This is a genomic window from Caballeronia sp. TF1N1 (genome assembly GCF_022878925.1).
In the GTDB taxonomy this organism is placed as follows: Bacteria; Pseudomonadota; Gammaproteobacteria; order Burkholderiales; family Burkholderiaceae; genus Caballeronia.
Genome location: NZ_CP084626.1, coordinates 830927 through 853996 on the forward strand (window position 1 = coordinate 830927; position 23070 = coordinate 853996).

General features: G+C 63.6%; 20 protein-coding genes and 1 tRNA gene. 10 read left to right on the forward strand and 11 right to left on the reverse strand.

All coding sequences use genetic code 11. The features are described from left to right. Window positions 1–17 precede the first annotated feature (17 nt). The 7 genes from LDZ28_RS03830 to LDZ28_RS03860 form a co-directional block, all read right to left on the reverse strand. Complete coding sequence (locus LDZ28_RS03830; RefSeq protein WP_244827394.1) at window positions 18–1388, reverse strand: NCS2 family permease; 1371 nt, start codon at window positions 1386–1388, stop codon at window positions 18–20. A 3-nt stretch (window positions 1389–1391) separates the two neighbouring features. Continuing rightward, the gene (locus LDZ28_RS03835; RefSeq protein ID WP_244827395.1) at window positions 1392–2414 is read right to left on the reverse strand and encodes an adenosine deaminase; all 1023 of its coding nucleotides are present in this window, start codon (window positions 2412–2414) and stop codon (window positions 1392–1394) included. Window positions 2415–2456: 42 nt separating this feature from the next. Continuing rightward, complete coding sequence (gene xdhC, locus LDZ28_RS03840) at window positions 2457–3473, reverse strand: xanthine dehydrogenase accessory protein XdhC (protein WP_244827396.1); 1017 nt, start codon at window positions 3471–3473, stop codon at window positions 2457–2459. A 36-nt stretch (window positions 3474–3509) separates the two neighbouring features. Next, the gene (gene xdhB, locus LDZ28_RS03845) at window positions 3510–5873 is read right to left on the reverse strand and encodes a xanthine dehydrogenase molybdopterin binding subunit (RefSeq protein WP_244827397.1); all 2364 of its coding nucleotides are present in this window, start codon (window positions 5871–5873) and stop codon (window positions 3510–3512) included. Between the two features lie 67 nt (window positions 5874–5940). Then, on the reverse strand, window positions 5941–7461 hold the full coding sequence (gene xdhA, locus LDZ28_RS03850; RefSeq protein WP_244827398.1) for a xanthine dehydrogenase small subunit: 1521 nt from the start codon (window positions 7459–7461) through the stop codon (window positions 5941–5943). A gap of 270 nt (window positions 7462–7731) precedes the next feature. Next, entirely contained in the window at window positions 7732–8250 is a 519-nt protein-coding gene (locus LDZ28_RS03855) for a disulfide bond formation protein B (protein ID WP_244827988.1), read from the reverse strand. A gap of 111 nt (window positions 8251–8361) precedes the next feature. Continuing rightward, window positions 8362–9759 carry an amidase gene (locus LDZ28_RS03860; protein ID WP_370652091.1) on the reverse strand — a complete coding sequence of 466 codons (1398 nt, stop codon included), beginning with the start codon at window positions 9757–9759 and terminating at the stop codon, window positions 8362–8364. Between the two features lie 593 nt (window positions 9760–10352). Here LDZ28_RS03860 and LDZ28_RS03865 point away from each other — a divergent pair. From LDZ28_RS03865 to LDZ28_RS03895, 7 genes are read left to right on the forward strand one after another with little or no spacing between them, the layout of a single operon-like run. Then, window positions 10353–10850 carry a DUF6484 domain-containing protein gene (locus LDZ28_RS03865; RefSeq protein ID WP_244827399.1) on the forward strand — a complete coding sequence of 166 codons (498 nt, stop codon included), beginning with the start codon at window positions 10353–10355 and terminating at the stop codon, window positions 10848–10850. Further along, entirely contained in the window at window positions 10837–12141 is a 1305-nt protein-coding gene (locus LDZ28_RS03870; protein ID WP_244827400.1) for a TIGR02270 family protein, read from the forward strand. The genes LDZ28_RS03865 and LDZ28_RS03870 overlap by 14 nt, the downstream gene beginning before the upstream one ends. Window positions 12142–12165: 24 nt before the next feature. Further along, a complete protein-coding gene (locus LDZ28_RS03875) occupies window positions 12166–13206 on the forward strand; it encodes a DUF2169 domain-containing protein (protein WP_244827401.1) in 1041 nt (346 codons plus the stop codon). Further along, window positions 13203–14297 carry a beta-ketoacyl synthase N-terminal-like domain-containing protein gene (locus tag LDZ28_RS03880; protein ID WP_244827402.1) on the forward strand — a complete coding sequence of 365 codons (1095 nt, stop codon included), beginning with the start codon at window positions 13203–13205 and terminating at the stop codon, window positions 14295–14297. The genes LDZ28_RS03875 and LDZ28_RS03880 overlap by 4 nt, the downstream gene beginning before the upstream one ends. After that, window positions 14297–15277, forward strand: coding sequence for a DUF4150 domain-containing protein (locus LDZ28_RS03885; protein ID WP_244827403.1), 981 nt, complete (start codon window positions 14297–14299; stop codon window positions 15275–15277). The genes LDZ28_RS03880 and LDZ28_RS03885 overlap by 1 nt, the downstream gene beginning before the upstream one ends. Before the next feature lie 15 nt (window positions 15278–15292). Then, the gene (locus tag LDZ28_RS03890; RefSeq protein ID WP_244827404.1) at window positions 15293–16213 is read left to right on the forward strand and encodes a type VI immunity family protein; all 921 of its coding nucleotides are present in this window, start codon (window positions 15293–15295) and stop codon (window positions 16211–16213) included. 21 nt (window positions 16214–16234) lie between these two features. Beyond that, complete coding sequence (locus LDZ28_RS03895; RefSeq protein ID WP_244827405.1) at window positions 16235–17011, forward strand: hypothetical protein; 777 nt, start codon at window positions 16235–16237, stop codon at window positions 17009–17011. 346 nt (window positions 17012–17357) lie between these two features. Here LDZ28_RS03895 and hemN read toward each other — a convergent pair whose 3' ends face one another. Further along, entirely contained in the window at window positions 17358–18740 is a 1383-nt protein-coding gene (hemN, locus tag LDZ28_RS03900) for an oxygen-independent coproporphyrinogen III oxidase (protein WP_244827406.1), read from the reverse strand. A gap of 144 nt (window positions 18741–18884) precedes the next feature. Between hemN and LDZ28_RS03905 the strand changes: the two genes are divergently transcribed. The 3 genes from LDZ28_RS03905 (at window position 18885) to LDZ28_RS03915 (ending at window position 20724) form a co-directional block, all read left to right on the forward strand. Beyond that, on the forward strand, window positions 18885–19166 hold the full coding sequence (locus LDZ28_RS03905) for a YkgJ family cysteine cluster protein (protein WP_244827407.1): 282 nt from the start codon (window positions 18885–18887) through the stop codon (window positions 19164–19166). Between the two features lie 68 nt (window positions 19167–19234). After that, the gene (locus LDZ28_RS03910; RefSeq protein WP_244827408.1) at window positions 19235–19828 is read left to right on the forward strand and encodes a DUF1439 domain-containing protein; all 594 of its coding nucleotides are present in this window, start codon (window positions 19235–19237) and stop codon (window positions 19826–19828) included. A 62-nt stretch (window positions 19829–19890) separates the two neighbouring features. Further along, window positions 19891–20724 carry an undecaprenyl-diphosphate phosphatase gene (locus LDZ28_RS03915; RefSeq protein ID WP_244827409.1) on the forward strand — a complete coding sequence of 278 codons (834 nt, stop codon included), beginning with the start codon at window positions 19891–19893 and terminating at the stop codon, window positions 20722–20724. Window positions 20725–20839: 115 nt separating this feature from the next. Here the strand turns inward: LDZ28_RS03915 and trmB are convergent, their stop codons facing one another. From trmB to LDZ28_RS03930, 3 genes are all read right to left on the reverse strand, one after another. Continuing rightward, window positions 20840–21571: a tRNA (guanosine(46)-N7)-methyltransferase TrmB gene (gene trmB, locus LDZ28_RS03920; protein WP_244827410.1), complete on the reverse strand. Its 732-nt coding sequence runs from the start codon at window positions 21569–21571 to the stop codon at window positions 20840–20842. A 112-nt stretch (window positions 21572–21683) separates the two neighbouring features. Further along, a tRNA-Gly gene (locus tag LDZ28_RS03925) sits at window positions 21684–21758 on the reverse strand. A gap of 76 nt (window positions 21759–21834) precedes the next feature. After that, a complete protein-coding gene (locus LDZ28_RS03930; RefSeq protein WP_244827411.1) occupies window positions 21835–22395 on the reverse strand; it encodes a YggT family protein in 561 nt (186 codons plus the stop codon). Window positions 22396–23070: the final 675 nt, after the last annotated feature.

Consider the following 23070-nt stretch of genomic DNA (forward strand, 5'->3'; position numbering starts at 1 on the left):
TCCAATCTTCGTGGTTTTCAAAGCTGTGAAAGCAGCACTAACGAAAAGCCCGCGATGATCCACATCGCCGGCTTGATTTCCTTCGCGCGTCCTGTCGCCGACTTGAGCACGACGAACGCGAGAAAGCCATACGCGACACCGTCCGTGATCGAATACGTGAGCGGAATGAGGATCATCGCGAGGAACGCGGGAATGGCTTCGTCGAAGCGCTGCCATTCGATCTTGGTGATGGCTTCCATCATGAACACGCCGACGAGCACCAGCGCGGGCGCGGTGGCGATGGCGGGCACGAGCGACAGAAGCGGCGAGAGAAACAGGAACGGCAGGAAGCACAGGCCCGCGACGACGGCGACGAGTCCCGTGCGCCCGCCCGCCGAAATGCCCGCCGCCGACTCGATATACGCGTTCGCCGGACTCGTGCCGAGCGGCGCGGAAACGAGCGCGGAGAAGGCGTCGACCATCATCGACTGGCGGATGTTGCGCGGGTTGCCGTCCTTGTCGTAGAGCTTGCCGGCTTCGGAGATCGCCATGAAAGTGGAGAGCGCGTCGAAGAAGGAGGTGAACAGCATCACGAAGATGAACGGCCAGTAGGCCACCTTCAGCGCGCCGATCAAATCGAGCTGGCCGAGTGCGGAAAAGTCCGGCGCGGACACGAACCCGTTCCAGTTGACGAGCGTTTTCGTGGCGATGGCGGCGGGCCAGTAAGCGGTGCCGTCGCCCCAATAGCGGCCGATGGGAATCGCGATGATCGTCGTGAACACGATGCCGAGCATGAGCGCGCCGGTGGTCTTGCGCGCCACCAATATGGTCGTCACGGCAAGCCCGATCAGGAACGTGATGACCACCGGATTGAGCGATGCCGAATGCACGATGGTCACCGGATCGCCCACGACGAACTTCGCGTTCACGAGCCCGATGAGGCTGATGAACAAGCCGATGCCGCACGAAACCGCGTGCCGCAGATTGTCGGGAATGGCATCGACCACGAGCTTGCGCGCGTTGAAGATCGCGAGCACCGCGAAGATCACGCCGGCCCAGAACACGCAGCCGAGCGCGGTCTGCCACGGCATCTTGCCGCCGTGAACCATGACGAACGCAAAGAGCGCGTTCATGCCCATGCCCGGCGCGACGAGCACCGGATTGCGCGCGTAAAGGCCCATCGCGCAACTGCCGAGAAAACTGACGATGACGGTGGCCGTGAGCGCCGCCGGAAACGGCACGCCCGCCTGCGAGAGAATGCCCGGATTGACGACGATGATGTACATCGCCGTGAGAAACGTCGTGATGCCCGCGACGACTTCGGTTTTGACGAGCGAGCCCGCCGCGCGCACGCCGAAGAAGCGTTCGAGCGCGGTGGCGTCGCGTTGAGTTGTTGCCGTGCTTTCCATTTCTTACTGCTTCCAGTGCGTGTCCAGGCGCGCGATCATCGCGGCGCGTTCTTCATCGGTGACGAACGAGGCTTCGAGGCTGTTGCGCAAGAGCGTGTAGACCTCGTGATCCGAGAGCTTCAGGGCATCGACGATGGCGAAATAGTTCGCGTTGACGTAGCCGCCGAAGTAGGCGGGATCGTCCGAATTCACCATGACCGCGACGCCCTGATCGAGCAGGTCCTTGAGCGTGTGCTTCGCCATGTCGTCGAACACGCAGAGCTTGATGTTCGAGAGCGGGCAGACCGTGAGCGCAATGCGCGAGTCGGCGAGACGCGCGACGAGCGCCGCGTCTTCGATGCTGCGCACGCCGTGATCGACGCGATCCACCTTGAGCAGATCCAGCGCTTCATAGACATACGACGGCGGGCCTTCCTCGCCCGCGTGCGCGACGAGCTTGAGGCCGCGTTCGCGCGCCCTCGCGAACACGCGCTCGAACTTCGACGGCGGATGGCCGCGCTCCGACGAATCCAGCCCGACACCGATCAGCCGATGCGCGTACTGGTCGAACAGCGGCAACGCGGCATCGAAGGTGGCGAGCGCGTCTTCCTCGGAAAGATGGCGCAGGAAGCACAGGATGATCTTCGACGTGAGACCACGCTTTTCGCCTTCGGCGAGCGCGCGCTCGATACCGGCCACCGCCGTGTCGATGGAAACGCCGCGTTCGGTGTGCGTTTGCGGATCGAAGAAGATTTCCGTATGCGTGACGTGGTCCGCGAGCGCGCGCTCGACGTAGGCCATCGTCATGTCGTAGAAGTCTTCCTCGTGCAGCAGCACGCTCGCGCCGGCGTAGTAGATGTCGAGGAACGACTGCAGATCGGTGAAGGCGTAGGCCGCGCGCAAGGCGTCGATGGAATCGTAGGCGAGCGTCACGCCGTTGCGTTTCGCCAGCGCGAAAATCAGCTCGGGTTCGAGCGATCCTTCGATATGGATATGCAACTCCGCCTTGGGCGCGCGCGCAATCTTGTCGGCGAGTGTGGGATTCATGGGCTTGTCTTTGTTGGGGCTGGGACTTCCGCCTGCGGCTAGTCAGGCGGTCTGCTGCGACGACGCAGAAGTGCTGGCGTTGGCTTCGACCGCTTGCAGCAGTTGGGCTGCCGCTGCAACGGCGATCACTTCCGGCGCTTTGTCGACGATGCCGTCGATACCGATCGGACACACCATCCGGCCGATACGCGCGGGGTCGATCCCGCGCGCCGCGAGCCGGTGCTCGAACTGCTTGCGCTTGGTATGCGAGCCGATCATGCCGAAGAACGCGAAATCGCCACGCGCGAGAATTCGTGCGGCGAGTTCGAGATCCACCGTATGGTTGTGCGTCATCACGATGAAGTACGTACCGGGCCGCGCCTGGTCGATGGCTTCGTCCGGCGCGTCGTTCGGCTCGATGCTCACGTTATCCGGCACGAACTGCGCGGCGGGGAAGGCCGCGTCGCGTTCGTCGACCCAAGTGACGTGACACGGCAAGGTCGCGAGCACGCGCACGAGCGCGGCCCCGACATGGCCCGCGCCGAACAGCACGACCTGGAAGTCGCGCGGCGCGATGGTCTCGGTGAGCAGCGCGCCGCTTTCGTCGAAGCCCGCGCCATCCCATAGGAGACAGTCGGTGTCTTCGGCGCCCGGTTCGGGGTCGGAGAGCATGACGGCATCGGGCATCGGCGCGAACGAAACGCTGCGCACGGTCGAAAGACCTTGCGCCGTGCGCTTCGCGAGCGACGTCACCCAGTTGAGATCGCCGACATCGAGCCGCTCGAACGACAGAACGACCGCACCGCCGCAGCACTGGCCGAGGCTCGGACCGAGCGCGAAACGCTCGAGCCGCCGCATGTGCGGACGGCGCTGGCCGTCCTTCAGCACTTGCCGGGCGGTTTCGATCGCCTTCCATTCGAGATGGCCGCCGCCGATGGTATAGCGGGCTTCCTCGCGCGTGACGATCATTTTCGTGCCCGGCTCGCGCGGTGCGGAGCCTTCGACACGCGCGACCGTCACGAGCACGACGGCATCGCCGTGCGCGAGCAGGTGTTGCAGGTCGGTCAGCCAAACTTGCATCGAGGGGCTCCAGAGTCTTTTGCGTTGTCGCAGGCGTTAGTTTACCGGGGCGGCGGCCGCGCTTTGTGTTACGGATGCATCGAGCGCGTCGAGGATCGCTTCGGGCGTCGCGGGCGCGCGCAACGGCGGTGCATGAGCGGCATCGGCCGTATTGGCGGCGATGGCCGCGCGGATTGCCAGCAGCACCGAAAACGCCAGCAGCAAGGGCGGTTCGCCGACCGCTTTCGACCGGAAAATCGTCGGCTCGGCGTTGTCGTTGCGATAAAGCGTGGTGTTGAACACGGGCGGCGTATCGCTGATCGCCGGGATCTTGTAAGTGGAAGGCGCGTGCGTCATCAGGCGTCCGTCGCGGTTCCACCAGAGCTCCTCGGTCGTGAGCCATCCCATGCCCTGAATGAAGCCGCCTTCCACCTGACCGACGTCGATAGCCGGATTGATCGAGCGCCCGGCGTCGTGCAGCAGATCGGCGCGCAGAAGCTTCCATTCGCCGGTGAGCGTATCGATGACGACTTCGGACACCGCCGCGCCATACGCGAAGTAATAGAACGGATGGCCTTGCAACGTCCGCGCGTCCCAATGGACTTTGGGCGTGGCATAGAAGCCGTCCGACCACAACTGCACCCGCGCGAGATACGCGGCCGACACGAGTTGCTCGAACGGCATCTGCCCGCCGTTGACCTGCACCACGCCGCCATGAAAGCGCACGTCCGCGGCCGCGCCGCCGAGCTGCTTCACCACGAGTTCCGCCAGACGCGCGCGGATGGTGAGCGCCGCCGCTTCCGCCGCCTTGCCGTTCAGATCGCTTCCCGTCGATGCCGCCGTCGCCGATGTATTCGCTATCTTCGATGTATCCGTCGCTGTCACGCGCACGCGCTGCAAGCCGATACCGAGCACGCTCGCCACCACCTGCGCGACCTTGGTGTTGAGCCCCTGGCCCATTTCCGTGCCGCCGTGATTCACGAGCACGGAGCCGTCCTTGTAGACGTGCACGAGCGCGCCCGCCTGGTTCAGAAACGGCACGTTGAACGAGATGCCGAACTTGACCGGCGTGAACGCGATACCGCGCTTGAGCACCGCGCTTTTCGCGTTGAACGCGGCGATCTGCGCGCGGCGCGATTCGTATTCGCTCGTTGCGATGAGTTCGTCCGTGAGCGGCGCAATCACGTTATCCGCGACCGGCTGACCATACGGCGTGACATTGCGCTCGTCGATGCCGTAGTAATTCGCGCGTCGCACGTCGAGCGGATCGCGCTTCAACGCATATGCGACTTCGTCGAGCATGACTTCCATGACGAGCGCGCCTTGCGGGCCGCCGAAGCCGCGAAACGCCGTGTTCGACTGCGTGTTGGTCTTGCAGCAGAAGGCGCGGATATCGACATCGCCGAGAAAGTAGGCGTTGTCGAAATGACAGACGGCGCGCGTCGCGACCGCGCCCGACAAGTCCGCCGAATAACCCGCCCGCAGCGCGATTTCCACGCGCGCGCCGGTGATGCGGCCGTCGTCGTCGAAGCCGCATTCGTATTCGTAGACCGCGTCGTGGCGCTTGCCGGTGATCATGAAGTCGTCGTCGCGATCGGCGCGCAGCTTCACCGGACGCTTGAGCAGATGCGCCGCGAGCGAGGCGACGCACGCGAAGACGGCCGACTGCGATTCCTTGCCGCCGAAGCCGCCGCCCATGCGCCGGCATTCGCACAACACGGCGTTGGTCGGCCAGGCGAGCATGTGCGCGACGACTTGCTGCATCTCGCTCGGATGCTGCGTCGAACTATGCACGAGCATGCCGTGCTGTTCTTTCGGGATGGCGTAAGCGACTTGTCCTTCGAGATAGAACTGTTCCTGTCCGCCGACTTCGAATTCGCCAGACAGCCGATGTTTGGCTGCCGCGATTCGTCCGTCCGGGTCGCCGCGCCGCAGATGCAGCGGCGGCAGCACGAACTCCTTGCGCGCTTTCGCTTCGCGCGGCGTGAGCACGGCTTCGAGCGGCTCGTAGCGCACGACGTCTTCGCTTTTCGCGAGCGCGGCGGCGCGGCGCGCGAGATCGTGCGTCTCGGCAATGACGGCGAAGACCGGCTGGCCGAGATACTGCACTTCGTCGACCGCGAGGATCGGGTCGTCGTGCAGAACGGGGCCGCAATTGTTCTCGCCGGGAATGTCGGCGGCGGTGAGTACGGCGACGACGCCGGGCGCGGCGCGCACCGCGTCGAGATCGAGCGAGACGATGCGCGCGTGCGCATGACGCGACAAGCCGAGCGCCGCGTGCAGCGTGCCGCGCAATTCGGCGATGTCGTCGGTGTAAATGGCTTCGCCGCTCACATGCAGCGCCGCGGACTCGTGCGGCAGCGAGGCGCCGGCGGCGTCGAGCGCGGCATCGAGCTGGATAGGTTCGCTGGCCTTGTTCATCGCGGGTCCTTTTGGACGCTGGCGCGCAGTGGCGTGTTCGCGGCGATCGGGATCGGGAAGGGCCGCGTCATGACGCCTCGATCCCGTGTGCGCCGAACGCAAACGCGTTGAGTTCCGCGAGCGCGAGCGGCGCGTCGCGGCGCGTTTCCAGATAGAAGCGCCACAGCACGTTGCGCGCCACCTTCGCCCGATACGCGCTCGACGCGCGCATGTCGCTGAGCGGCTGAAAGTCGGTATCGAGCGCGGCCATCGCGGCGCGGACGCTGGCTTCGGACCATTCGCGGCCGGTCAGCGCGGCTTCGGCGGCGGCCGCGCGCCTGGGCGTCGCGGCCATCCCGCCGAACGCGATGCGCGCGCTTGCAACGCGGTTGTCGTCGGCCAAACGAATGGCGAACGCCGCGCACACGGCGGAGATGTCCTGGTCGTAACGCTTGCTGACCTTGTACGTGCGAAACCGCAAGTCGGCCGATGCGCGCGGCACGCGAATCGCCGCGACGAATTCGCCCGCTTCGAGCGCGGTTTTTTGATAGCCGAGGTAGAAGGTATCGAGCGGCATCGTGCGCGTACGCTCGCCTTTTTGCAGCACGATTTCGGTATTCAGCGCGATGAGCGCGGGCATGGAATCGCCGATCGGCGAGCCGTTCGCGACGTTGCCGCCGAGCGTGCCCGCATTGCGGATAGGCCGCGAGGCGAAGCGCGTCCACAGTTCCGCGAGTTCGGGGTAATCGGCGGTCAGCGCGGCGTAAGCCTCTTCGAGCGATACGGCCGCGCCGATGGTCAGCGTCTCGGCGTCACGCTCGATGTGCTTCAGTTCATCGACGTTGCCGATAAACAGCACGTCGCCGAGATCGCGAAATTGCTTCGTGACCCACAAGCCGACATCCGTGCTGCCCGCAAGCAGACGTGCATTCGGATTCGCTGCACGCAGGCGCGCGAATTCAGCGCGCGTGACGGGCGCGGTGAACGCGGGCGTGCCAAAAGCCGCGCCGCGTGCGTCAGGCGCGCGATATTCGAACGTAGCCGAACGGCGCAGCGAAGCCAGCGCGTCTTTGAGCGCGGCACGATCGAAGGTGGGACGCGGATAGTCGAACATGCGCTCGGCGGCATCCACGATCGGCCGATACCCCGTGCAGCGGCACAGATTGCCCGAGAGCGCGGCGTTGATCTCATCGCGCGAAGGCGGCCCGGCTTCGGGCGGATGCGCGTGATACAGCGCCCACAGCGACATGGCGAAGCCCGGCGTGCAGAAGCCGCACTGCGAGCCGTGGCAATCGACGAGCGCCTGCTGCACGGGATGCAGCGCGCCGTCCTCGGCGCGCAGGTTTTCGACGGTGAAGAGCGCGCGCGAATCGAGCGTCGGCAGGAATTGAATGCAGGCGTTGACCGCCTTGAGCGCGAGTTCGCCGCTGGCGTCCAGCTCGCCCACGACGACCGTGCAGGCGCCGCAATCGCCCTCGGCACAGCCTTCCTTGGTGCCGGTGCAAAGGTCTTCCTCGCGCAGATGCTGAAGCACCGTGCGCGTGGCGGGCGCGTCGCCGATTTCACGAACGGCGCCGTGGTGAAGGAAGCGGATGGTTTGCGTTGTCATGAGCGACTCGGGGACATTGCGGACCGGGCGCGCGTTACGCGGTTTCCGCCTGCTTCATGGGTTGCCGTCGAATTCGACGCTGGCTGCCTTTGAACAAACGGACTGCGCGCACGTAGATCGCCATCCAGTCACGACCTTAACATCCCAATATCTCAAAAAGATTGTCGGGACCGTATCCAGATTATGCGGGTGTGCTGATGCAAGGAAGAGGCAAGACGCGCGGGCCGTGTAGAAGCCCGCGCCGGGGAAGGGGGATAAAACGTGGCGGAATTAGCGCGCGGCGGCGCGCAGCTTGCGTTTCAGACGCAGACTGCCGCCGACGAGCAGGAAAATCACCCCGAAGGCGATCAGCGACCATTGCGGCAGCGAGATCCCGAGAATGGGCGGATAAGGCGTCTCGCACAGGCCCGCGACCTTGAACACTTGCGGCAGCCAGCGTGCGGGCGGCAGGTTGTCGACGATGGGCTGAAGCGCGTCGAAACCGCAACTGAAACCGGGATGCGACTGCACGTAGACATGGCGCAGCGCCGTCGCGACGCCGCCGAGCGCGGAGATCACCACCAGCAATTCGAGCAGCGCGACGCCGCGCCAGCCGCGCATTCCCGCGCCGAGAAAGGCGAACACGGCGATCAGCACAAAGAAGTAGCGCTGGATGATGCAAAGCGGGCAAGGGTCTTCGCCCTGGAAGAACTGCAGATACAACGCTCCGCCAACGAGCGCGAGACTCACGAACCCGAGCAACACGAGCAAGCGCTTCTCGCGGCCGAGGGAGCGGTCGTCCTGATGCATCGTAAAGTGATTTAGATGGTTGTTCATTTGTTTCGCAACGATTCGAGAAAGAAGCACCTGAGTTGCGGGAGATCGCGGAGGAATTCTAGCGCGAACGTCCGGCGCGAAACATTAGCGCGTCGTATCGAGCACCGCTTCGACTGCCCGGCCGATGGAGAGCAGCGTGTCGTCCGCGTGCGGCGCGCCCGCGAGCATGAGCCCCACGGGCGCCTCGCCACGCCGATGACAGGGCAGCGACAGCCCGCAGGCATCCAAAAAATTGAAGGTCGTGGGATTGCGCAGGATGAGCGCGTTCGTGCGCGTGAAGAGATCGTCGTCCTGTTCCAGCTCGGCGATACGCGGCGGCAGAACCGGTACCGTCGGGCAAAGAATTGCGTCGAAACGCTGCCACAGTGTCGTGCGCGCTTCGTCGATCATCGCGGCGCGCGCTTCGCACAGGTCGATGTAATCCGCCGCGCTCGCCGACTCGGCGCGCAGCAGACGAGCGAGCACGCGCGGATCGTACTCGGCGGCGTGATCGGCGAGCAGCTTGCGATGCCACGCATATGCTTCGATGGCGACGAGACTGAAGCGGCTGATGTCCGGCAGACGATCTAGCGGCCCGAAGCGCACGTCTTCCACGAGCGCGCCCGCCGCCGACAGATGATTGATGGCCGCATCGACGGCGCTGGCAACGGCGGGATCGAGGCCGTCCGTGACGTAATTGGTGAGCACACCGAGGCGCACGCCTTCGAGCGGACGCGTGGCGGGCACATCGGGTTCGCGGCCAACGAGAATGCGATCGACTAGCGCGCAACACGCGACCGAGACGCCTATCGGCCCGAACGAATCGAGCGATTTGGACAGCGGCACGCCGCCTTGCCTCGGAATGCGGCTGGCGGTGGGTTTGAAGCCGGTGAGGCCGCACATCGTGGCGGGGATGCGGATGGAGCCGCCGGTGTCGGTGCCGAGCGCGATGGCCGCCATGCCGTCCGCCACCGATGCCGCCGCGCCTGACGACGAGCCGCCCGCGATGCGTTCGTCGCCCGGCACGTTTGCGCGATACGGCGAGTGCGGCGTGCCGAAGTGCGGATTCAGGCCAAGCCCGGAGAACGCGAACTCGCTCATGTTGGTGCGCCCGACGATCACGCCGCCTGCGCGGCGCAGGCGCGCGACGCTCACGGCATCGGCTTGGGCGGGCGCGGTGCTGGCGAGCGCGCGGGAGCCGGCGCGCGTGACTTGCCCTTCGATATCGAAGAGATCTTTCACGGAAACGGGGATGCCCGCGAGCGGCGAAAGCACGGTGCCGGCGCGGCGCAGCGCGTCGAGGGCATCGGCGGCGGAGCGGGCGTGGGCGGCATCGACATGCGTGAAAACGATGGAACCTTGACCGGCCGGATTGGCGATACGTTCGAGCGCGGATTCGACGAGTGCGCGACTGGTGGTGCGACCGCTTTTCAGATCGGCGGCGAGATGGGCTAGCGGGGCAAACTGCGGCGAAGTGGTTGGCATGGCGTCGGGCAGTGGCATTGCCGAATGCGAAACGCGCGTGACGTGCGATGCGCGCTTGAGGCACTCGGGCGGCGCGACGATGGGCTTCTTGTGCGGAGGTCCATCGGCGAGTGAATGGATGGGCGGTGGGGGCCCGGGGTGGGTGTCATTCTAAGCCAGGGTGGGGGGAAATACTTGGGGGATGGTTTGTTGAGGCGCGGGCAGGGGGTTTGACGGTAGGTGGTCGATAGATGGATGTGGGCGTGGAAGTTGGAGATTTTTTGCTGACAGTGTTTGAAATTCGAGGTGTCTTTTGATTGGCGCTTTGTGAGAGACGCTTTGCGACCCTTAGTTGCCGCTCAGCGATTCCCGAGATCGGCGGCCGTTTCCGGATGTTCATCGGACATCAGGCGCCGTCGACTGCCGACATCGTGTCGTGCGATCCGGCGCATCGCACGACACGATCCTAGCCTGTGACCGCCTTCCGGACCTACATCAAGTCCGAACGAATCGGCGCGTCGCTCGTTCGTCATTCAAAAATCGGCGCCGCGCAATCGTCTATTGACCGAGGCGCGCACCACGCAATCGATGGAGCTCGCCGCGTTCAAACTCAACGGGGCCAGGAACAGACCATGACCGGCAGGGACATCTCCGAACAGACGTTGGCGCTGAGCGCATGGCGCTGCACCTCCAGTCCGCACGAGGCCGCACCGGGATTCGCGATCGGGGAACTGGTCGGCCTGCTCAACGATGGACTCACGGCCGTTCTGGCGTTCGACCTCGAAGGCCAGCCAACCACGACACTCGCGAGCACGATGGCCGACTTGCGCGGCGAGCATATCGGCCGGCGCGTGGCAGCGCTGTTCGAAGGCGGCGATCCGGCAAAGGCCGTCGTGATCGGCGTGATGCGCGACGCCGCCACTCACGTCAAAGCGGCCGGCGAGCGCGTCGAAGTGAGCGCGGACGGCGAGCAGTTCGTGCTGCGCGCCAGATCGCGGCTCGTCCTGCGATGCGGCGACGCGAGCATCACGCTCACGCGCGACGGCAAGATCGTCGTTCAGGGCGAATGCGTGGTCCACCGGGCGCGCGGCGCGGTGCGCATCAAGGGAGCCGTCGTTGAAATCAACTGAAGCCGCCGCGTCGCCGCGAGTCGCCAAACCGGAGCAAACCGCGCCGCCTTGCATCGCGTGGATCGTCGGACAGCACGTCGAAGAAGCCACGATGTTGCGTGACACGCGAACCCGGCTCACGCGCGCATCCACTGCTCGTCTTGGAGATATTGGGCGATTCGACGAACGCATCGCCGCGCATCTCGACGGCATTCTGACGGCCGGCCAAGCCGGTCTTGCGGCCTGCCGCGCCGCGCTGGAAAACCCCGGCGCGGGCGAAGTCTTTACCGCCGCCGTCGTGGCGCTGGAAACGCAGGACGGCATCGAGATGAAGCGGCTCTTCGCGCTGGTCGACGCCGTTCCGGCGAGTGCGCGTGGCATCCTTTCCGCGTTCGGTTGGGCGCGCCCGGCAAAGCTACGCGGCATCGTGCGGCATCTGCTCGCATCGAATCGGCCGTTTCAGCAGCAGGTCGGACTATTCGCCTGCGCCGCGCACGGCGCCGATCCGGGCCCGGCGCTCGATGCCGCGCTCGGCTCCGGCAACGCGGCCTTGCGCGCTCGCGCCTTGCGCACGGTCGGAGACTGTCGTCGACATGATTTGCTAAACGCGTGTATCGATGCCCTCGACGAACCAGGCGCGGACGACGAGAACGACGCGTGCCGTTTCTGGGCCGCACGCTCGGCCGCGCTGCTCGCGCAACACGACCGCGCTGCCGACGCGCTGATGCGCATGGCGCTCGCACCCGGCCCGATGCGGCCGCCCGCGCTCGACTTCGCGATGACGCTGGCGATGCCCGCTCGCGCCGACGAACTGCTGCAGTCGCTGGCGCTCGACCGGGACCGCTCGCGCGACCTCATTTGCGCAATGGGCATGAGCGGCCAGGCTCGCTTCGCGGAGCAACTGCTGCACATCCTGAGCGATGCGGACAACGTGAGCCACGCGCGTATCGCAGGCGAATCGTTCAGTCTCATCACGGGCTTATATTTGTCGGCGGACGCCGCGCGCGCGAGCGCCACTCCGCCCGACGAAGAAGCAAACACCGACGCCGATTTCCCCCTCCCCGATCCCGAGGCCGTGCGGCGCTGGTGGGACCGCAACGCAAGCCGCTTCGCGCCCCGCCAGCGTTTTTTCTCCGGCGCGGCGTTGAGCGTGAAGCAATGCATCCAAGTGATCGACAGCGGCGTGCAACGGCGGCGGCGTCTCGCGGCCGAGCATCTGCGGCTTCTCGAACCCGATACGCGCCACTGCGACATGCGTTCGCCGGCCTGGCGGCAGCGCCGGTGGCTCGCGCAGCGCGGCGCGCGAGCCTGATCAAGGGCGGCGAGGATTTCCGGCATGTGGTCCCTCACGAACGAAACGCCCTTCGCCGCCGAGCGCTGCTGGGTGCGCGATCGCAACGGCGCGGAGGTGTGGATCGTCGCGGTCAAGGGAACGTTCGGCATCGCGCCGGATGGCACCGTGGCGCCGCTCGACAAGCAGGAGCCGATGTGCCTCGAACCGGCGTATCGCGGCGAGCCTGGCGTATCGAGCCTGCTTTACGACTCAGACCTGTATCCGGCGAAGAAGAACACGGACATCGTGGTGAACGGCCAGGCTTTCGCGCCGCGCGGCCGTCCTACTCAGTTCGTCGATGTGACGGTGCGCGTGGCGAACGTCGACAAGACCTTGCGCGTGTTCGGCAACCGGATGTGGGCGCCGGGCATCGTCGGCCTGCGGCTCACGGACCCCGTGCCGTTCGTCAAGATGCCGCTCACCTACGAACGCGCGTTCGGCGGACGGGACCGCGCGCCCGACGGAACGCCGCTGACGATGTGGGACGAGCGCAATCCGGTGGGCGTCGGCTTCGCGTCGCGGCGCGCGCATCAGAGCGGAAGGCCTGCGCCGAACGTCGAATGGCCAGATCGGCTGATCCATTCGTGGGACAGCCGCCCCCAGCCCGCCGGCTTCGGCATGATCGCGTCGCACTGGAAGCCGCGCGTGGCGCTGGCCGGCACCTACGACGAAGCGTGGGCGCGCGAGCGCCAGCCCTTGCTGCCCACGGATTTCGACGACGCGTTCTACCAGTGCGTGCCGCCCGATCAGCAGACGCGCGGGTTCCTCACGGGTGGCGAGCCGGTCGAGGTCGTCAACATGACGAACTCGGGCACGCTGCGCTTCGCGCTGCCGCGCCTGTCGCTCGGCTTCATGACCTATTTCGAGGATCGCAGCCGCGAGCTGCATCGCGCGAATCTCAGCACGGTCATCATCGAGCCCGAACGCCGCCGCGTGCTGGTGATGTGGCAGACGCAACTGCCGTGTCATCACAAGGTGCTCAAGCTGAAGACGACGCGCGTTCTTGTGAAGGCGCGTGCGAGCGCGGCGCGGCGGACATCATGAGTCGCGGCGCCCCGGCAGGTGCGGAAGATGCAGACATCGTGCTCGTTGGCGTGGGCGCCGCTACGCCGCTGGGCCGCACGGCTGAGGCGTCGGTCGCGGCGGCGCGCGCTGGCATCGCCGGTTTTAATGCGCATCCCTACATGATCGACAGTCGCGGCGATCCGTTCGTCGCCGCGATGGCGCCGTATCTCGAAGCGAGCCTCGGATGCGACGCGCGCATGGCCCGTCTCGTGGCGACAGCCGCGCGCGACGCGGTGCGCAGTCTGCCGGACACGATTCGCGAGGCGGCGCACCTCGCAGTGCTGATCGGCTTGCCGGAGCCGCGTCCGGGCGTCGGTGCGACACTTGCGGACGACCTTTCGGCGAGCGTAACGCACGCGCTGCTTGCGGAGGGCTGGCGCGGACCGTGGGTGAAGACGTTGCCGCGCGGCAACGCGGCCGGACTCATGGCGCTGGAGATAGCGTGCGCGGCCCTGCGAACCGGGCGCGCGACGTTTGTCCTCGCGGGCGGCGCGGACAGTCATATCGAGGCGGACACGCTCGAATGGCTGGATGCATCGGAACGTCTGCACGTGCCGATAAATGGCTGGGGCTACATTCCGGGCGAAGCGGCCGGATTCTGCCTGCTGTGCACAGCCGATACCGCGCGCGCGCACGGCCTGGCGACGCTGGGCGTGCTCGGCCCGACGGCGAACGCGATCGAGCCGAATCGCATCTACACGGAGACGGTCTGCATCGGCGAAGGGCTGACGAAGTGCGTGCAGCGGGCGCTTGCCGGCCTGCCCGCCGATGCGCGCATCGATGACACGATCTGCGATCAGAACGGCGAGGCGTATCGCGCCGATGAGTTCGGCTTCATGCTGGCGAGAACATCGCAGCGCTTCGCCGACCCTGGCGACTTCCAGGCGCCGGCGGATTGCTGGGGCGATGTCGGCGCGGCGTCGGGCCCGCTGTTCGTCGCGCTCGCGGCATTCGCCGCGCGCAAGGGCTACGCCAAAGGGCCGCGCACCTTGCTGTGGGCCAGTTCGATCGGCGGAGACCGGAGTGCCGTGGTGTTCAGCGCGCCGGTATCTCCCGACGGAGAACGCTGATGGCGGAGACCATCCATCTCAACGGAACGAGCCTGTCGCTTGCGCACAAGGGCTGTTCGGGCATCACGAAGAACACGGTGCCCGATGTCTGCAAGACGCCGTCGCCCGGGGGCCCGGTGCCGGTGCCCTATCCCGTCATCATCTCGAGGTCGGACAGTCTCGACAAAGGGACGTCCACCGTGCTGGTCGACGGCGGCAATTCCGCCGCGATCAAGGGCTCCGAATATTCGACGTGCAACGGCGATGAGGCCGGCACCGCCGGCGGCGTGAAGTCCAGCACGAACATGAAAGAGGCGACCTGGATTCTCTATTCTTTCGACGTGAAGCTGGAAGGAAAGAACGCCTGCCGGCTGAGCGACAAGATGATGATGAATCACGGCAACACGGCGTGTCTCGGAGGGACGCTGCATGCTCCGGTGCCGGATCTCGATCAGTGCAGCGCCGTCGGTTTGAGAAAGCTCGCGCAAGAGTGCAACAAGCGGATCAATTGCTCGAAGGAGGATGGAGGAACTTGCCCCGATGAAATTCCCAGCGGGCAGACGTGCACGACGCTCGGAACCAAAAAGCACCAGTGCTGCGAAGAAGCGATAAAAGAACATACCAAGAAATATCCTAGTTGTGGATTTCGGTCCGAGGTCGGATTCCCCGCAGGTTCGAACGACGATGCACGGAATCTGGCAGCCAAGGATTACCAGAAAGCAATCAGAAAGTGCCGCAAAAAGGGTTTTAGCTTGTTGCAGGCGCGCGCCGCCTGCAACAAGGCCAAGGTCTATATAAAGTCATACTACGCGAACGGCGGAGCGCGTTTTCGCGCAGATGTTCTGACAGGCGATCCGCCCAGCGCCGCGTACGATTTCAAATTCAACTGCAAGAAAAAGGGAAGAATTTCGCGAACGCAGAAAAAGAACTACTTCAAATACACGGGGAAGTATCCCGAGATGATTCATCATGACGGCGGCACATGCAGCGGCTGCCAATGATCGCGAGGACTCGCCATGTACGAACCTGTCATGAAGCGCGCGGCCGAAGGTCACTGTATCGCGAGAGACAATGCGGTGGTCGCCCTGCTCAGCCAGTGTCCGTTCGCCGATATCGTCGACGGCGCAGCGTATTGCCTGTCGCGCTTCCTGAACACGATCCCGGTCGAGCGGCTGAAATGGTCTGTCGTCGGCAGCGCCTCGGGCGACTTCAAGCCTCTCAACGCGAAAGTCATGGCCAAATGTCAGTCCATGCTGACGCCGGAAGCGGCCGCGAAAAAAGAAATCTTCTTTCAACTCATGGGACCGGAGCAGTATGGTCCGGACTATTCGTTCCTGGTAGGCGGCGTGCCGCGCCCCGAGATCGGCGGATTCATGAACGAGACGAATGTGCTGGAAATGCGCTTCCCCAGTGCGTTCTTGTCGGAGCACGGCGAAGACGCATTCGTCGAGATGGTCATGGATTGGTTCGCGTATCTGCGCTGCGATTCAGGCTATGCCGCGATCGGACTTTGCGCCGATGACGACTCCATGCTGCGCGACGCCGGTCTCGTGATCGCGCCGCTCGCGTTTCGCTCGCACGGATTCGATATCGCGGATGCGCCGCTCGTAAGCATGGCGCTCGGCGCTCGCAGCCGCGGCGCGCGATGGCTCACTTTACTATCCCACAAGCTCGTTGGCAAACTCGGCGGCCAGGCGGAGCTCGAACGCAAGCTTCCCAGCGAAGTGACAATTCTCGGCGGACCCCATGGCCTGCTCCTGCGCGCCGGCGCCACGCCCGAAATCGGCGACGTGAACCGCAACCAGCACACGCCCTTGCTCGCAGCGGTCGCCCATGCGATCGAAGGCGTCACCTATTTCGGCGACAACGGCCTGCTTTCCTTGTTCGGGCAGGATACCGACCGCCGCGACGCCTGGGAACGCCGCTTCTGGCCTTGACCGCCGACGAGGCCGAACATCATGCTCACCACGCAATATCGCCTGCCGTTTCGCCTCGTCTACCAGAACGAACTGGCGTCGCCGGGGCACGACATCCTGCTGCGCCTGCACCTGGACAACACGCCCACGCAGGACGCGGCCGACACATTCAATGCAAGCGTTCTGCCCCTCATGCTGGCGATGACGACCGGCGCATTCGCGGGCAACGCCATTGCGCCGTGGACCTCGACCGTGCGGAACTGGGGCGAACCGACCATCGATGGAAACGTCGTGCAATGGACACTCGAAGCAGTGAACTGCGATTTGCGCGCGTGGATCGTGCTCGCGCAGCATTTCATCGAGGACGCGGCGAACTATCCCGTGAACAAGATGGAAGTGCTCGATGCGCATCAAGTTTTCGGACTCGTCGGCGCTGTCAGCAGTTCACTCGGCGCCAATCCGTATCCGGCCCGTTGGTCGGGCATCGATTTCCTGGTCGACTTCGACGCCGATCTCTCCAAGTTCTTCACCGTGCGCGTGGTGTTCGCGCACGAGCCGTCGCCCGAGGAGCAGGAGATGATCGTCGAGGACCTGTACGGATGGGCGCCCGCGCTGATGAACGGGTTCTACGCCGTTGCGCCGCTCAGCCGCGACGACTGCATTGGGATTCCAGACGAGGACATCGCTTTCATCGGCAACGAACTGGAATGGACGATCGGAAGTTTTCGTGCGGACCCGGCGGCGATCGACGGCCTGATGAATGTGTTCATGTCGATCTCGCGCAAGATCGACCCGGTTCTCGAATTTCACGTCGAGTGACGTTCGAATGTCGCATCGGCACGGACGCGCTGTCGCGGCAGCTATGTGCGCTTGCGGAACGAGTTCACCACGTGTTCTAGCATGTCCATCTAGCGCAGTGAGAACGCGAAGCAGACGTTCACGAACGGCTGAATGTCGCTGATCGAGCTGAACCAGTCGTTCAAATGACCATTGCCTGGCTCAGGCGAGCGGCAGAAACTGGCCGATCGCAGCCGTTCCCGCTAAATCACCCAGTCGATCCCGCATAGTCAAACCGGGATTCAAATATGCGAGGTTCGCAAGAACACGGCCGTTTTCCTGAATTGCTTGTTCTGGATTCTCGTTTTCGATTGCCGATAATGCCCACTCAAACCATCCGCGAAAACCGCTTCACACTCGCCTGCCCGAGATAAGCATCAAACACAGAAGCCACGTTCCGCACCAGCATGCGTCCCGCAGGCAACACCCGAATCCCGTCGCGTCCAATCTCAACAAGCTCATCATCAACCATAGCCTCAAGCCGCGCGAGTTCATCGCCGAAAGTGCTTTCAAACGCAATGCCATGCACCCGCTCGATCTCATCGAACCGCAGCCCACCACCGCACATCAACCGCATGATGACATCACGCCGCAGAAGATCATCAGCCGACAGCCGCACCCCACGCGCAATGGCAAGCCGTCCATCGTCGATAGCAGCCGCATACTCATCCACACCACGCGCATTCTGTGCGTAGACATCGCCGATCCTTCCAATCGCCGAAGCCCCGATCCCAATCAAATCACAATCCCCACGCGTGCTATATCCCTGAAAGTTCCGCTGAAGCGTCCCGTCTGCAAGCGCGCGAGAGAGTTCATCACCGGGTAACGCAAAATGATCCATGCCGATATAAACATACCCCGCGTCGCTCATGCGCTCGATCACGCGCCCGAGAATCGCAAGCCGCACGGCAGGCGAGGGCAGCGCGGATTCATCCATCTGCCGCTGCATCTTGAACAGCGCCGGCATATGCGCATAACCAAACACCGAGACACGATCCGGCGCGAGCGCGATCATCGCATCGAGCGTGCGCATAAAACTCTCGACGCTCTGATGCGGCAAGCCATAAATCAAATCGACGCTAATCGACTTGAAGCCATTTCGCCGCGCCGCCTGCATGACGCCTTCGGTCATCGCATAAGGCTGCACGCGGTTGATCGCCCGCTGCACACGTTCGTCGAAATCCTGCACGCCCAGACTCAGCCGATTAAAGCCAAGCTCACGCAACACACCGATCGTTTCCGCCGATGCCTCGCGCGGATCGACTTCGATCGAATACTCGGCGCGATCGTCGGATACGAGGTTGAAGTGCTCGGCGGTCGCGGCCATCAACTCCGTCATCTCGGCGTGCGAGAGAAACGTGGGCGTGCCGCCGCCCCAATGCAGTTGCGTCACGGGACGGCGGGTATCGACGAGCGCGGCGTGCATCGCAAGTTCGCGCTTCATGCGGTCGAGATACGGCCGCGCGTGCGCGCGATTTTTCGTCGCGACCTTGTTGCAGCCGCAATAGAAGCAGACGGTGTCGCAGAACGGAATGTGGAAGTAGAGCGATAGATCGGCGGCCGGATCGGCTTTCATTGCCGCCTGGCAGTAATGCTTCGGGTCGAAGGAATCGATGAACTGGACGGCGGTCGGATAGGACGTGTAGCGCGGACCGTGCGCGTCGTAACGTTCGAGGAGATCGGGGCGGAAGAAGGTATTCGAGGATGTCATAACGGACCTTGGGCTTGCGCACGAGTGTAAAAGCGCGAGGCGCGTGGCAATTGCGAGATAAGGTCGCAGTACGGCTTCCCGGGTTTGACGAAACGCAAACTTCAGGCGTGGGACAATGCGGTTTTACGCTTTTGAGCCAATGTCATGTCGACTGCTTCGAGCGCGCCGCATGCGTGCCGCGAAGGGTGCGGTGCGTGCTGCATCGCGCCTTCCATCACGAGTCCGATTCCGGGGATGCCAAACGGCAAGCCAGCCGGCGAACGTTGCGTGCAACTCGGCGATGATCTGCGTTGCGCGATTTTCGGCGATCCGCGCAGACCGGCTTGTTGCGGCGGGTTGCAGGCTTCGGCGGAGATGTGTGGGGAGACGCGGGAGTTTGCGCTCGCGTGGATCGCCAAACTTGAAGTCGACACGCAACCGCATTGAAGTTCAGTGGTCCAATGACCCGTTTCAGCCTCACTGCATTTCACAGTTCAGCCCCCGGAGACTCCCGCATGTCCAACCCCGTCGCGCTAACCCGGCGCCGGTTCCTGCTTGCCACGCTCATTGCCTTGCCGGCGCTTGGCACGTCATCGGTGACGCAAGCAGCTTCGAATTCCATCTTCCCGTTCATTCCGGATCACTACACGTTCTCTCAGCAGCAAGTCCAGGAAGCCGTCGCGCGCAAGTTTCCCTTGCAACGCACGATCTCGCAGATCGTCGATGTCGTGTTGAGCAATCCCGTCATCGGCATGGCGCCGGATCGTAATCGCGTAACCGTGCATGTCGATGCGCGCTTCATCACGCCCTTCATGCCCAACCCCGTCAACGGCGCATTCACGCTCTCGACGCAACTCGGCTATGACGCGCAAAGCCGCTCGGTGATTCTCGTCTCGCCAAGCGTCGATGATTCGCAGTTCTCAGGGGACGCCGCGCAATACAACCAGCAGATCGCAGCCGCCGGCGCCATGCTCGCGGCGCAATTGCTCGAACGGTATCCCATCCACACCTTCAAGCCCGAAGAACTGCAGTTCGCCGGCGTTTCTTACGAACCCGGTACAATCACAGTCCTTACAAACGGCATACGTGTTCAGATCGTCGAAAAATAAGTCGAAATCTTGGCGCGGGGTGCTCCACACGAACGGCGATAACAGCGAAAAAGGGCTGACGGATGGACTGGATATTGATGGTGAAGGCGCTCGTTCTGGGCGTCGTGGAAGGGTTGACCGAATTTCTGCCGGTCTCGAGCACCGGACATCTGATCGTCGCAGGCAGTCTCCTGAATTTCACCGACGCGCAGGCTAAAACCTTCGATGTCGTCATTCAGTTCGGCGCGATTCTCGCCATCTGCTGGGAATATCGCAAAAAAATCGGCTCGGTAGTCACCGGTTTGCCGTCACGGCCGGACGCGCGGCGCTTCACGCTCAACGTGATCATCGCGACCATTCCGGCCATTGCCCTCGGTCTTTTGTTCGAGAAAAGCATCAAGGCGGTGTTGTTCTCGCCGGTGCCGGTTTCGGTGGCGCTGATCGTGGGCGGCATCGTCATTTTGTGGGCGGAAGCGCGTCAGCGTGACCGCGCCGCCGCGCCGCGCGTGACTTCCATTGACGACCTCTCTTACTCCGACGCCCTCAAGGTCGGATTAGCGCAATGTTTCGCGCTGATTCCGGGCACGTCGCGCTCGGGAGCGACGATCATCGGCGGCATGCTGTTCGGGCTCGAACGCCGCGTCGCCACGGAGTTCTCATTCTTTCTGGCGATTCCGATCATCTTCGGCGCAACGCTCTACGAAATGGCGAAGTACTGGCGCACGCTGACCGTGAACGATCTCGGGCTCTTTGCAATCGGGCTCGTGGCGGCGTTCGTGAGCGCGTTTATTTGTATTCGGTGGCTGCTGCGTTACGTCGCCTCGCACGATTTTTCGGCGTTCGCGTGGTATCGCATCGGCTTTGGCTTGTTGATTCTGATTGTCGGTTATAGCGGCGGTTTGAGTTGGGCTGACTGAAAGTCACGCACGCTTTCTGGCGGGAGTTGAACCCCACGTCTTTTCGAAGCGTGGGTTTTGTTTTTTGGACGTGACTAAATGTCCGCGTTTCGATTCAAGGGCAGATTGATCGTCTTCAAACGCGGCGGAACAGCAAGTCCCAAACGCCATGACCGAGATTTAATCCGCGTTTCTCGAATTTGGTCACCGGACGATAATCCGGGCGCGGCGCATAACCATCGGCGGTATTTTGAAGCGCGGGTTCGGCGGACAGCACTTCGAGCATTTGTTCGGCATAGTTTTGCCAGTCGGTCGCGAGATGCACATAACCGCCCGGTTTCACGCGCGACACGAGCAAAGCCACGAACTTCGGTTGAATCAGCCGCCGCTTGTGATGCCGCGCCTTGTGCCACGGATCGGGGAAATAAATGTGTACGCCATCCAGACTAGCCGGCGCGATCATGTGTTCGAGCACTTCCACGGCGTCGTGCTGAAGAATTCGCAGGTTGCCGAGCCCTTGTTCGCCAATCAGCTTCAGCAAGGCGCCCACGCCCGGCTCGTGCACTTCCACGCCGATGAAGTCGTCGCCCGGACGCTTGGCCGCGATTTCCGCTGTTGTCCCGCCCATGCCGAAGCCGATTTCCAGCACGCGCGGCGCTTCGCGTCCGAACACGGCTGACCAGTCGGCGACTTGCGCGTCATACGGCACGATGTAACGTGGTCCGAGTTGATCGATGGCGCGCTGCTGGCCCGGCGACACGCGGCCCGCGCGCGTCACGAAGCTGCGGATACGGCGATGGCGCAGCGTGGAGGTTTCGTCGGCGGGAGCGCTGGACGACGTGGCGTCGTCCTGGGAATCGTGATTCATGGCGAGAGCAGAGTGCGTGACTAACGCGGCGCGGCTGGCGAATCCGCACGCGTGCAGAGCGTGGAAACTAAAAAGCCGCCCGGACAACGACAGGCGGCTTTCTCGGCGATGCTGGAGCGGGCGATGGGAATCGAACCCACGTCTGTAGCTTGGGAAGCTACGGTAATGGCCATTATACGACGCCCGCGTGAGCCCGCTATTTTAAGCGGCGGCGCGGCACAGCGCAATTGCTGCCCCGGCGCCGGCCACCATGCGGAACTCGTTCAGATGCCGAACAAGGTCATCGAAACGGCGAGACGCGTGACCACCATCAACAATACCTGCACGATGACAAACAGCAGGATCGGTGACAAATCGATGCCTCCCAAGCGCGGCAAAATGCGTCGCAGGGGATCGAGAAACGGCGCGGTGATCTGAAACAAAAGCGGCATGGCCGGCGATTGCGGATTGAGCCACGAAAGCAGCGCCATCAGAATCGTCATCCAGATGATGAGGTTCAGCGCCCACTTCACGACGGTGAGAAGGGCGACGAGCAGGATCATCGGCATCATGAGCGTCGGATCGACGTTGGCCAGCACGACCATCAACGTCACGTAGACGAGCGAAGCGATGAACGCGGCGAGAATGCTCGCCCAGTCGATCTTGCCGCCGGGCAGGATCTTGCGCAGCGGCAGCACGATCCAGTTGGTTGCCTGCATCACGCCGTTCGAGACCGGGTTATAGGGCGGCATGCGCACGACCTGCATCCATGCGCGCAGCAAAAGCGCCGCGCCGAACAGAGTGAAGACGGTATTAAGCAGAAAACGGGCGATCTCGCCGAACATCTCGGTTCCTCGATGAAGCCGCACAGGGTTCGAACCTGCGCTGGATAGGGTGAGCGAAGCTAAGGGAAGGCGACGGCCGGGCCACTCGCCGCGAAAAGATGCGCAGGTGCGTAATCGATAAGTCTTGCGCCGCGCGATAACCCGCCAACAAGCGAAGCGTCGATGCCGACCTTGATCGTCGTTCGTTCTCGACTGACTCGTCCTGCGGACACGGCGGCTTTTCTGCGCCTTGCTTCCCCGCCCACCGGATAAGCTCGGTGGGGCGCCGGACGTCACCTTAACATGGCTTGACGGCGGCTTGGGCGCGTTGTCGCACAAGGCGCGGCCGTTTGAGGTTCCGCGGCTTGAAAGGCGCATGCAAGGAGCGTTCGCGAACCTATAGGAAAGGGTTTCTCGCGACGGAAAACCCTAGTGTTGTCAATTCGAGACGATCGCAAAAGGCGCGTTTTACGTAAAACTGGCAGGATGGGGAAACGAAAAGCGAAACCGGTTACATAGAAAAGTTGGGGGATTTATCTGGCAACGAGGCGTAAAGGTGGCCGAAAAAACACAAGTAGCCGAGGCCTTCGGAACCATTTCCCGCTTTTGTCTGAAAGCCCGCGAGTCTTTACGCCGAATGTGGTTCAACACACACCGATCGAAAGGCTTGGGTTCTTTCCCGCACATTGATGCACG